We start from the raw sequence: 11,347 nt of genomic DNA on the forward strand, positions 1-11,347 counted from the left end.
CTTCGGAGGGGAGGTCGCCGGGGAGGATGAATGAGCCGAACTTCTCCATGAGCTCCGGGTTGATGTTCGGCAGGTTGTCCATCATGTGCGGTGCCGGCTTGCCGTGTTCGGCCTTGGGCGCTCCGTCGAAGAGGAGCTCTTCGTATCCTCCGGGGAGGAACATGAAGATCATCTTGGCGGCGTGGAGGCTCCTGTTGAAGAAGCCGTGCCGCGTGTCGCTGGGCACGTAGTAGAAGGAGCCGGGTCCGGCGGTGATGGTGTCGTCACCGTTGACGAAGTCCAGTTCGCCGGAGATCAGGTAGAACGCCTCCTGATGCTTGCTGTGCACGTGCGGGTAGGCTCCGGCCCCGGCAGGTACGGTCGCCTCCACGAAGGTGAGCCGTCCGCCCGTTTCCGGGCCGCCGACCTTCAGGGTGTAGGTGTCTCCGACAATCCACCTCGTGTCGCCCTGCCCGGGCGGCACAAAGATGCCGTTCCTCTTCATGTAGCGCGAATCGTCCTGTACAGCAGGGTCGTTCTGGCTCGGCGCGACGATACTCAAGGCTGCTCCTCGTTTGGGCCGTCACCTGATGGGGCGACAGATGCGAGGACAGTAAAGTGGCAACATGCTTGACGAGTCAAGGATGTTGCCCCATTCCTGGGCTTCGCCGAGCGCGGCGCCGCGCGCTCCACGGGCACCCTCGGGCCGCAGTGGCAGCACGTGTGGCGCTTGCCGTGGTGGCGCGTCTTTGGTGGGCAGGCGAACGGGACGCTCGGCTTCGTCCTCGCCACCGTTCTCCTGGGAGGCGGTCCGAGCGCCCCGTCCGCACCACGGTGACGAGACGTCCTGCACCCTCGACGGCGAACCGGGCATCCCTGAAGGGCGACCAGGCCGGAGCGCTGGTCAAGCCCTTCGTGGACGACGCCGTCTTCGTCGAGTCACCGGGCGCCGGTCACTTCCTCGCGGAGGGCGTCCGGGAGTTCGTGTGCGGGGCCGTGACGGCCGTGACGGCCTGACAACCGCCCGCCCGGCAACGGTGGATGGGCGTCGCCGGCCTCGCCCTCCACCACCGGGCCGGGTTGCGGCCCGGTCCGGCCGGGCTCCGGCCCTTCGACCCGGCCGCGTCCTACCCCAGCGCCCGCAGCTGGTCCAGGAACCACTGCTGCGGGGGAAGCGCCGTCGAGGCCGCCGCGAGGCGTTTGGTGGCCTCGGCGCGCTCGCCGTGCGACAGGGTCAGCGCCCGGTGGAGCGCGTCGGCGGTGGCCCGGATGTCGTAGGGGTTGACCACGAACGCGTCGTCGCCCAGCTCCTCGAAGGCGCCCGCCTCGCGGGACAGCACCAGCGCAACCCCGTCGTCGGAGACGACCGGGATCTCCTTGGCCACCAGGTTCATGCCGTCGCGGATCGGGTTGACCAGCGCGACGTCCGCCAGGCGGTAGGCGGCCAGGGAGCGTGCGAAGTCGTCCTTGACGTGCAGGATCACCGGCTGCCAGTCGGGTGTGGCGAACTCCTCGTTGATCTCCTCGGCCAGGTCGGAGACCTCGTCGGTGTACTCCCGGTAGACGGCCAGGTCGTGCCGGGAGGGATAGGCGAAGGCGATGTGCACCACGCGCCCGTGCCATTCGGGGTGGTCGCGCAGGAGCTGCTCGTACGCGAGCAGGCCGCGCACGATGTTCTTCGACAACTCGGTGCGGTCCACCCGCACGATGATCTTGCGGTCCGGCCCGCCCACCGCGTCCCGCAGCGCCGCCAGGCGCTCGTCGACGTCCGGCTGGTGCGCCCGCTCCCGCAGGAACTCGGCGTCCGCGCCCAGGCCGTGCACCCCGATCCGAGTGGTGCGGCCGCGGTAGGTGATCGTGAGGCTGCCCGCGTCGCGGATGACGGACGCGCCCAGCACATCGGCGCAGCAGGCGGCGAAGGCGTCGGCCCAGCGGCGGGTCAGGAAACCGGCCCGGTCCGAGCCGAGGATGCCGCTCAGCACCTCCGCGGCGACGTCGTCGGGGAGCAGGCGGAAGTAGTCCGGCGGGGCCCACGGGGTGTGCGAGAAGTGGCCGATGCGCAGGTCGGGGCGGCGCGAGCGCAGGAGCTGCGGCACCAGCGCCAGGTGGTAGTCCTGCACCAGCACGGCCGCGCCCTGGCCCGCCTCCTCGGCGAGCGCGTCGGCGAAGGCGGCGTTGTAGGCCACGTATGCCGCCCACTGGTCGCGGAAGTCCTCGTCGAAGACGGGCTCGAAGGGGGTCTGGAACAGCATGTGGTGGACGAACCACAGGACCGAGTTGGCGATGCCGTTGTAGGCGGAGGCGAAGGTGTCCGCCGGGATGTCCAGCATCCGCACGTTCTGGCCGCCGGTGTCGGCGGTGGGCAGCCGGCCCGTGCCTCCGGAACCGCGCAGCACGGCCGCCCGGTCCCCCTCGCCCAGGGCCGCACAGACCCAGACGGCGTCCGCGTCCGGCCCGATCGCGCTCAGACCCGACACCAGTCCGCCGCCGCCGCGGCGGACGGCGAGCGTGCCGTCCTCGCGGAGGCTGTACGACACGGGGCCGCGGTTGGACGCGACCAGAACGCGCGCGGCATGCGAAGCGACCATGCGGCCAGCCTAGCCACGCATCCCCGGGCGCAAACGTACGGGCTAGCCCAGCCGGGGGTTTTCGGCCCGGCGGTGGCGGCCGGGGCGCCCCGAGCCACCGGCGTGCACACGCCGAAGAGACCGTGCGTGCCGCACAGGTCCGGTTCCTCCCCGGCTCCGCCGGCGGTGCCCGCGGGCCCGGTGGTGGGCTTGCGGGCGCGTGCGTGAGGCCGGCGTCCGAAGCGCGGTCGGATGGCGGGGGTACGGGGTGCGCGAGGCGGCGGCGCGCCGGCGCCCGGCGGTGGGGCGCGGTCGCCTGCCCGCGAGGGGGCGCCAGGCCATCGCGCGATGGGCTCGAAACCGCCCCGGAAACGCGGTCGAACGAGGGGAGGACGGTCCGCCGCACGAGGTGGCCCGCGCGCCCGCGGCCGGCGGTGGGGCGCCCCCGGTCCGCGGAACGGGGACGGAGGCCTATGCCACCGCGCGGTGGGCGTACTCGGGCACCGTGCGGATCGGGGGGCGCTCCTCCGTGGCGACCTCGTGGACGCGCGGTTCGAAACCGCCGTCCGGGGCGCGGTCGAACTGCGTGAGCACGGGCCGCACGAGGTGGCCGCGCGCCTGCGGCCGGCGGTGGGGCGCCCCCGGTCCGCGGAACGGGGACGGAGGCCCTATGCCACCGCGCGGTGGGCGTACTCGGGCACCGTGCGCATCGGGGGGCGCTCCTCCGTCGCGACCTCGTGGACGCGCGGCTCGAAACCGCCGTCCGGGGCGCGGTCGAACTGCGTGAGCACGGGCCGCACGAGGTGGCCGCGCGCCAGCCGGATCTGCGCCGTCCGGTAGATCGCCGCCGCCATGCGGCCCAGCGCCTGGCCGTCCTGGTGGCGGTGGTGCCGGACGCCCACGTCGACCTGGGCCAGCGCGTCGAGCCCGACCGTGCCCAGGGCGTCGACCAGCAGCCCGAGCTCCACTCCGTAGCCCACGGGGAACGGCAGCCGCTCCAGCAGCGAGCGCCGCGCCGCGTACTCGCCGCCGAGGGGCTGGACGAAGCCCGCCAGCTGCGGCCAGTGCAGATTGAGCAGCGGGCGCGCGACCAGCTCCGTCACCCGGCCCCCGCCGGCCGGGACGACGGTGCCGCCGGTCTCCAGCGGCCGGTCGTACATCGCCTTGACCAGGTGCACGTCCGGGTCCGTGAGCAGCGGCCCGACGATCCCGGAGACGAACCGCGCGTCGAACTCCCGCAGGTCGGAGTCGACGAAGCAGACGATCTCGCCGCGCGTGACGAGCAGCGAGCGCCACAGCACCTCGCCCTTGCCGGGCAGCGCGGGCAGCCGGGGGAGCACCTCGTCCCGGTGGACGACGACCGCGCCCGCCGCCGCCGCGACCTCGGCCGTGCGGTCGGTGGAACCGGAGTCCATCACGACGAGTTCGTCCACCAGCGGCACCGCCTCGCTCATCAGCTCGCGGCGGATCGTGCGGACGATCTCCCCGACCGTCGCCTCCTCGTCGAGAGCGGGCAGCACGACGCTGACCGTGCCGCGCGCACCCGCCGCGCGCTTGGCGGCGAGCAACTGCGGCAGTGGCCTGTGAGCGGCGGTGAAGGACCGCCGCTGCAGCCAGCGGGCCACCTCGTCGAGCACTGCGTCGCTCCGTTTCTGCCCGTCTCGAAGGACGGACGGCCTATGACCGGGTTCGAGGTTGTCGGTTACAGTCGTGAACACGAGGCACGGCCATCGTATGTCCACGGTGATCGCGCCCCGTCCGACAAATGCCCGGGCAGTCCGCCCGGCGCCATACCGCTCATCCAGAGGGGCAGAGGGAACGGCCCGTTGAAGCCCCGGCAACCCTCCCGCCGACCGCGAGGTCCAGGTGGGGAAGGTGCCAATTCCGTCTCGCGGCGAGATGCGCCGCGAGGAAGATGAGGAGAAAGGGCCTCGCCTGACATGGCTGCGCAGAATGCTGCACCCGCGTCCACCGACTCCGCCTTCGGACCCGCGTCGGCGCTCTCCTGCCGCGAATGCGGCGAGCGCTTCCCGCTGGCTCCCCTCTTCGCCTGCGAGGTCTGTTTCGGCCCGCTCGAAGTGGCCTACGACCTCCCGGACGGCGACCCGGAGACCCTCCGCAAGCGGATCGAATCCGGGCCGGACAACATCTGGCGCTACGCGCCGCTGCTGCCCGTCCCCGCCGACGTGGCGGCGAGGCCCAACCTCAACCCGGGCTTCACCAAGCTGGTCAAGGCCGACAACCTCGCCCGCGAACTGGGCGTCACCGGCGGGCTGTACGTGAAGGACGACTCCGGGAACCCCACCCACTCCTTCAAGGACCGGGTCGTCGCCATCGCCCTGGAGGCCGCCCGCACCTTCGGCCTCACCACCCTGTCCTGCTCCTCCACCGGCAACCTGGCCGGCGCCGTGGGCGCCGCCGCCGCCCGGGCGGGCCTGCGCTCCTGCGTGTTCATTCCGCACGACCTGGAGGAGGCCAAGGTCGTCATGGCCGCGGTCTATGGCGGCGAACTGGTCGGCATCGAGGGCACTTACGACGACGTCAACCGCTTCTGCAGCGAGCTGATCGGCGACCCGATCGGCGAGGGCTGGGGCTTCGTCAACGTCAACCTGCGCCCCTACTACGGCGAGGGCTCCAAGACCCTCGCGTACGAGATCTGCGAGCAGCTGGGCTGGCGCCTGCCGGACAACATCGTCATCCCGATCGCCTCGGGCTCGCAGCTGACGAAGATCGACAAGGGCCTGCGGGAGCTGATCAAGCTCGGCCTGGTGGAGGACAAGCCGTACCGCATTTACGGCGCACAGGCCGAGGGCTGCTCCCCCGTCTCCACCGCCTTCAAGGCCGGTCACGACGTGGTGCGCCCGCAGAAGCCGAACACCATCGCCAAGTCGCTCGCCATCGGCAACCCGGCCGACGGCCCGTACGTCCTGGACATCGCCCGGCGCACCGGCGGCGCCGTCGAGGACGTCACCGACGAGCAGGTGGTGGAGGCCATCCAGCTGCTCGCCCGCGCCGAGGGCATCTTCGCCGAGACGGCGGGCGGCGTGACCGTCGGCGTGCTGAAGAAGCTCATCGAGACCGGGCAGCTCGACCCGTCCGAGGAGACCGTCGTCCTCAACACCGGCGACGGCCTCAAGACGCTGGACGCGGTCGCCCCGAACGCGCGCCCCACGGCCACCATCCGCCCCAGCCTCGAGGCGTTCCGCGCCGCCGGCCTGGCCGGCTGACCCCGTCGCACCGGCTGACCCAGACTGAAGGTGAATCACGCATCATGAGCGCCACCGTCCGCATCCCGACCATCCTCCGCACCTACACCGGCGGCCAGGCCGAGGTCCCCGCCGAGGGCGGCACCCTGGCCGAGGTCATCGACTCGCTGGAGCGCGACCACCCCGGCATCTCCGCGCGAGTCCTGGACGACACGGGCAAGCTGCGCCGTTTTGTGAACATCTACGTGAACGACGACGACGTCCGCTTCTCCGAGGGCCTGGGGACCGCGGTGGGCGAGGGCGCGTCCGTCTCGATCATCCCGGCGGTGGCCGGAGGCTGCTGAGCCGCACGGCCCGCGGGCGACAGGGGTGCCGGACCCTCCGGCACCCCTGTGTGCGTGGCGGGTAGTTGAAGGCCTGTACAGTTGCCCTGAACGGCTCGCAACTCCCTGCAACGCTCTGCGCAACCCCCCGTCTCCGGGGCGGTCTTGTCGACGATTTATCGCCACTTCCGCGCGGCGATTGCCGCGTTGGCCCTTTATGTCCGGTCCGAGTTGCCCCGGATTCCTCACCGATCAGATCTTCTTCCGCTTTGTCGCGCCCGGAATTCTCGTCCACTTGACCTGTTGCAGACCGCGTCCGGGCAGATACATTCAGCCGCGGTCGACGCGTTCCGGCGCACGCCCCCTTGGCTGTAGGGGGTGAGGTCTGACCCGGGTCCGCGAGGTGCGGGTCTGCGAAGGGCCAGCAATAGGGGAGTAAGGAATGGCTCAGGGCACCGTCAAGTGGTTCAACGCGGAGAAGGGTTACGGCTTCATCGCGGTCGACGGTGGTGCGGACGTCTTCGTGCACTACAGCGCGATCCAGATGGACGGCTACCGCACCCTCGAGGAAGGCCAGCGGGTCGAGTTCGAGATCTCGCAGGGCCAGAAGGGTCCGCAGGCGGACATGGTCCGTCTCGCCGGCTGACGCGCCGCGCACCGGCCACGGAGCACTCTCGCGCACGTCCGCTCACCGTGCGTGTCAAGGCCCGCCCCGCAGGGGGCGGGCCTTCGTGCTGTCCCGGGGCGGCGCGCGGAGAGCCACCCCGGACCTGCGGGTTGTCCACGGACCCGGCCAAGCGGCTTGCACTCTCCTAGGGCGAGTGCTAATCATTGGCGTTAGCACTCTGACGTTGAGAGTGACAAAGGACCGAGTGGGTGAGGCCCGCACGACCGCCGGAAAGGAACCGGTGGGAGGGCAGGCCGTCCGTCGCGGGCGCCGGCGCGGTCCTGGAGTAATCCTTCCCCGCAGCCCTGTGCCGCGGGGGGACCCCAAGTCCGGGAGGACCACTTCACATGGCCAAGATCATCGCGTTCGACGAGGAGGCACGGCGCGGTCTCGAGCGCGGGATGAACCAGCTCGCCGACGCCGTCAAGGTCACCCTTGGCCCCAAGGGCCGCAACGTCGTCCTCGAGAAGAAGTGGGGCGCCCCCACGATCACCAACGATGGTGTGTCCATCGCCAAGGAGATCGAGCTCGAGGACCCGTACGAGAAGATCGGCGCCGAGCTGGTCAAGGAGGTCGCGAAGAAGACGGACGACGTCGCCGGTGACGGCACGACGACCGCGACCGTCCTCGCCCAGGCGCTGGTCCGCGAGGGCCTGCGCAACGTCGCCGCCGGCGCCAACCCGATGGCCCTGAAGCGCGGTATCGAGAAGGCCGTCGAGTCTGTCTCCGCCGCCCTGCTGGAGCAGGCGAAGGACGTGGAGACCAAGGAGCAGATCGCCTCCACCGCCTCCATCTCCGCCGCCGACCCGCAGATCGGCGAGCTCATCGCCGAGGCGATGGACAAGGTCGGCAAGGAAGGCGTCATCACCGTCGAGGAGTCCCAGACCTTCGGTCTGGAGCTGGAGCTCACCGAGGGTATGCGCTTCGACAAGGGCTACATCTCGGCGTACTTCGCCACCGACCTGGAGCGTATGGAGACGTCCTTCGACGACCCGTACATCCTGATCGTCAACTCCAAGATCTCCGCGGTGAAGGACCTGCTCCCGCTGCTGGAGAAGGTCATGCAGTCCGGCAAGCCGCTGCTGATCATCGCCGAGGACGTCGAGGGCGAGGCCCTGTCGACCCTGGTCGTCAACAAGATCCGCGGCACCTTCAAGTCCGTCGCGGTCAAGGCCCCGGGCTTCGGCGACCGCCGCAAGGCCATGCTCGGTGACATCGCCATCCTCACCGGTGGCACCGTCATCTCCGAGGAGGTCGGCCTCAAGCTGGAGAACGCCGGTCTCGACCTGCTCGGCCGCGCCCGCAAGGTCGTCGTCACCAAGGACGAGACCACGATCGTGGACGGCGCCGGCGACCAGGACCAGATCCAGGGCCGCGTGAACCAGATCCGTGCCGAGATCGAGAACAGCGACTCGGACTACGACCGCGAGAAGCTCCAGGAGCGCCTGGCGAAGCTGGCCGGCGGCGTGGCCGTCATCAAGGCCGGTGCCGCCACCGAGGTCGAGCTCAAGGAGCGCAAGCACCGCATCGAGGACGCGGTGCGCAACGCCAAGGCCGCCGTCGAGGAGGGCATCGTCGCCGGTGGTGGCGTGGCCCTGCTCCAGGCGTCCAACGTCTTCGAGAAGCTCGAGCTCGACGGCGACGAGGCCACCGGTGCCGCGATCGTGAAGCTGGCCCTGGAGGCCCCGCTGAAGCAGATCGCCGTCAACGCCGGCCTCGAGGGCGGTGTCGTGGTGGAGAAGGTGCGCAACCTGACCCCGGGCCACGGTCTCAACGCCGCCACGGGCGAGTACGTCGACCTGATCGGTGAGGGCATCATCGACCCGGCCAAGGTCACCCGCTCCGCGCTGCAGAACGCGGCCTCCATCGCCGCGCTCTTCCTCACCACCGAGGCCGTCATCGCCGACAAGCCGGAGAAGGCCGCTGCCCCGGCAGGCGGCGGCATGCCCGGCGGCGACATGGACTTCTGATCCTCCGGGATCAGGACTCCGCACCAGGGCTGAAGACCGAGGGCGGCACCCCGCAGGGGGTGCCGCCCTCGGGCGTTTCGGGGCGTTTCCCGGTACTGCCCCGGCGACGCCGCGGGTCGGCGGAGCCTGGTCAGTGGACGGCGGCCGGTGCGTCCAGCAGCTCCCGCCAGGCGCGCACCGACTCGGCGTCGACCGGCCCGGCCCAGCCCCCGGGACGGACCGCGCCCCCGACGTGGAAGGCGTCGATGCCGGCCGCCAGCAGCCGCGGCAGGTGCTCCGCGCGGAGCCCGCCGCCCACCATGAGCCGGGGCTCGCCGGGCCGCCCGGCCTCCGCGAGCAGGCGGGTGAGTCCGTCGTCGACGCCGCGGGCCGAGCCGGCGGTGAGGAAGGTGTCCAGCCCGGGCAGCCCGCGCACCGCCGAGCGCACGGCCTCCCGGTCGGCGCAGTGGTCGATGGCGCGGTGGAAGGTCCAGCGGGCGCCGGGACCGATCGCGTCGACGAGCAGGCGCACGGCCGCCAGGTCCGGGGCGCCCGAGGCGTCGAGGAAACCGAGCACGAACTCGTCGGCGCCCTCGGCGCGCAACGCCGCGGCGGCCGCGCGGAGCGAGTCCGCCTCGCGGCTGCCGCCCACGGCGAAGTCCGCGCGGGCCCGCAGCATCACCCGGACGGGAAGGTCCACCGCGGCCCGGACGGCGGCGAAGGTCTCGCGCGAGGGCGTCAGCCCGTCCGCCGCCATCTCGGTGACCAGTTCGAGGCGGTCCGCGCCGCCCGTCCGGGCCGCGAGGGCGTCGTGGGCGTCGAGCGCGATCACTTCGAAAATTGGTCTAGACATGTCTCCAGGGTGGCACATGCCCGCGCATGCCCGCGACCCTCGTGGCCCATGGCACATGCCCGCGCATGCCCGCGACCCTCGTGGCCCATGGCACATGCCCGCGCATGCCCGCGACCCTCGTGGCCCACAATGACCTTCATGGCTGACACCGTGCCCGAACCCGGCTCCGCACTCCTCGCCCGCTGGTGCGACCTGCTGCGCCGCTGCCAGACGAGGTCCGTGGACCCGGTGCCCTACGGCAAGGACCTGCTCTCCCGCTGGGCCGAGCCGCACCGCCGCTACCACACCACCACCCACCTGACCGCCGTCCTCGACCACGCCGAGGCACTCGCCGGATACGCGCGGGACCGGGACGCCGTACTGCTCGCCGCCTGGTTCCACGACGCCGTCTACCGGCCCGACCGCTCCGAGAACGAGGAGCGCAGCGCCCGGCTCGCCGAACGCGCGCTCCCCGAGGCCGGTGTCCCCGACACGCTCACCGCCGAGGCCGCCCGCCTGGTCCGGCTCACCGTCACCCACGACCCCGCCGAGGGCGACCGCGACGGCGAGGTCCTCTGCGACGCCGACCTGGCCGTCCTCGCCGGCGACCCCACCGCCTACGCCGCGTACGCGGCCGCCGTCCGGGAGGAGTACGGCTTCGTCCCCGACGACGCCTTCCGCGCCGGCCGCGCCGACGTCCTGCGCGGGCTGCTCGGCCTGCCCCGGCTGTTCCGCACACCGGAGGCGTACGGGCGCTGGGAGGCCACCGCCCGCCGCAACCTCACCACCGAACTGGACCTGCTCGCCGCGGGGGAGGCGGGCGACGCCCGTCGATGACTCCGGCGCCCGGCGATGAGTCCGGCCACCGCGGGTGGTTCTCACCTCCGTGGGGAGCCGCCCGCGGTGCGAGACGAAGGGGTACGACAGCGATGACCGACGACGACACCGAGGTGCAGGCCGCCGCCGCGGCCGAGTTCCGGGCCCTGGCCGACCTGCTCGACGGGGCTCCCGGCGCGTGGTGGGACACCCCCTCGCTGTGCGAGGGCTGGCGGGTGCGCGAGGTCGTGGCGCACATGACGATGGCGGCGCGCTACTCGCGGGAGGCGTTCATGGCGCTCCTGGCCGAGCACGGCTTCGACTTCGCGCGGCTGTCCGACGCGGTCGCCGAGCGGGACGGCGCACTGCCCACCGGGGAGCTGGTCGGCTGCCTGCGTTCCGAGGTGATGCAGCGGTGGAGGCCCCCGGGCGGCGGCGCCCACGGCGCGCTCAACCACGTGGTGATCCACGGGCTGGACATCACCGTGCCGCTCGGCGCGGAGCGCCGCGTCCCGAGGGAGACCCTCGGCATCGTCCTTGACGACCTCACCGCGGGCGGCGGGCACGCCCGTTTCGGCGTCGCCGTCGAGGGCCGCCGGCTGCGGGCCACCGACCTGGACTGGTCGTACGGCTCGGGGCCGGAATTGCGGGGCACCGGCGAGGACCTGGCCCTGGCGATGTGCGGGCGCCGGCTGCCGGCGGGCCGACTGGAGGGCGAGCCGCTCCCCGGCTGACGCCGGGAGGTGCCACGAGGCACGGCGCTCCTCCGGCCTTCGCCGGGGAATGCCGCCGCGCTGCGCTGCCGAACGCCGGAGCGCTCCCTTACGGGGACGACTCTCCGTAAGCAGCTCCTGGCCGACCTCGGCCTGAGCCCGGGGCCGGGGCCGAGGGTGGTGAAGGTGGCGAGCTGGCGGTGGAGCCAGCGGCCGATCTTGACCGGTGCGACGCACCGCAGGCGGGGGCGCCTCGCAGCGGTAGGGGGCGGAGCTCCTCTGACGACACGATCCG

The 11,347-nt window shown here is 72.2% G+C and carries 12 protein-coding genes and 1 riboswitch; of the genes, 7 read left to right on the top strand and 5 right to left on the bottom strand.

Annotated elements, in window-relative coordinates:
- The coding region (locus tag AC3ET4_RS29260) for a cupin domain-containing protein (protein WP_431954723.1) at positions 1-541 on the bottom strand (541 nt) is incomplete at its 3' end.
- Between the two features lie 272 nt (positions 542-813).
- Between AC3ET4_RS29260 and AC3ET4_RS29265 the strand changes: the two genes are divergently transcribed.
- A complete protein-coding gene (locus tag AC3ET4_RS29265; protein ID WP_431954725.1) occupies positions 814-996 on the top strand; it encodes a hypothetical protein in 183 nt (60 codons plus the stop codon).
- A 110-nt stretch (positions 997-1,106) separates the two neighbouring features.
- Here the strand turns inward: AC3ET4_RS29265 and AC3ET4_RS29270 are convergent, their stop codons facing one another.
- The 3 genes from AC3ET4_RS29270 to AC3ET4_RS29280 all read right to left on the bottom strand — a co-directional run bounded on the left by AC3ET4_RS29270 (position 1,107) and on the right by AC3ET4_RS29280 (position 4,183).
- The gene (locus AC3ET4_RS29270) at positions 1,107-2,567 is read right to left on the bottom strand and encodes an alpha,alpha-trehalose-phosphate synthase (UDP-forming) (RefSeq protein WP_431954727.1); all 1,461 of its coding nucleotides are present in this window, start codon (positions 2,565-2,567) and stop codon (positions 1,107-1,109) included.
- A gap of 450 nt (positions 2,568-3,017) precedes the next feature.
- A complete protein-coding gene (locus AC3ET4_RS29275; protein ID WP_431954729.1) occupies positions 3,018-3,140 on the bottom strand; it encodes a hypothetical protein in 123 nt (40 codons plus the stop codon).
- A gap of 74 nt (positions 3,141-3,214) precedes the next feature.
- Complete coding sequence (locus AC3ET4_RS29280; protein ID WP_431954731.1) at positions 3,215-4,183, bottom strand: glucosyl-3-phosphoglycerate synthase; 969 nt, start codon at positions 4,181-4,183, stop codon at positions 3,215-3,217.
- Positions 4,184-4,340: 157 nt separating this feature from the next.
- Positions 4,341-4,468, top strand: a riboswitch (SAM riboswitch).
- 18 nt (positions 4,469-4,486) lie between these two features.
- Between AC3ET4_RS29280 and thrC the strand changes: the two genes are divergently transcribed.
- The 4 genes from thrC to groL all read left to right on the top strand — a co-directional run bounded on the left by thrC (position 4,487) and on the right by groL (position 8,712).
- Positions 4,487-5,773, top strand: coding sequence for a threonine synthase (gene thrC / locus AC3ET4_RS29285; RefSeq protein ID WP_431954733.1), 1,287 nt, complete (start codon positions 4,487-4,489; stop codon positions 5,771-5,773).
- A 44-nt stretch (positions 5,774-5,817) separates the two neighbouring features.
- On the top strand, positions 5,818-6,096 hold the full coding sequence (locus AC3ET4_RS29290) for a MoaD/ThiS family protein (protein ID WP_431954735.1): 279 nt from the start codon (positions 5,818-5,820) through the stop codon (positions 6,094-6,096).
- A gap of 421 nt (positions 6,097-6,517) precedes the next feature.
- The gene (locus tag AC3ET4_RS29295; protein WP_009339379.1) at positions 6,518-6,721 is read left to right on the top strand and encodes a cold-shock protein; all 204 of its coding nucleotides are present in this window, start codon (positions 6,518-6,520) and stop codon (positions 6,719-6,721) included.
- Between the two features lie 368 nt (positions 6,722-7,089).
- Complete coding sequence (gene groL / locus AC3ET4_RS29300; protein ID WP_431954739.1) at positions 7,090-8,712, top strand: chaperonin GroEL; 1,623 nt, start codon at positions 7,090-7,092, stop codon at positions 8,710-8,712.
- Positions 8,713-8,842: 130 nt separating this feature from the next.
- Here the strand turns inward: groL and AC3ET4_RS29305 are convergent, their stop codons facing one another.
- The gene (locus tag AC3ET4_RS29305; protein ID WP_431954741.1) at positions 8,843-9,544 is read right to left on the bottom strand and encodes a copper homeostasis protein CutC; all 702 of its coding nucleotides are present in this window, start codon (positions 9,542-9,544) and stop codon (positions 8,843-8,845) included.
- Positions 9,545-9,673: 129 nt separating this feature from the next.
- Here AC3ET4_RS29305 and AC3ET4_RS29310 point away from each other — a divergent pair, with 129 nt between their 5' ends.
- Positions 9,674-10,360 (top strand): HD domain-containing protein, encoded by a 687-nt coding sequence (locus AC3ET4_RS29310; RefSeq protein WP_431954743.1) that lies wholly within the window; start codon positions 9,674-9,676, stop codon positions 10,358-10,360.
- Positions 10,361-10,452: 92 nt separating this feature from the next.
- Entirely contained in the window at positions 10,453-11,073 is a 621-nt protein-coding gene (locus tag AC3ET4_RS29315) for a maleylpyruvate isomerase family mycothiol-dependent enzyme (protein WP_431954745.1), read from the top strand.
- Positions 11,074-11,347: the final 274 nt, after the last annotated feature.

The organism is Actinacidiphila sp. bgisy167, from assembly GCF_057707665.1.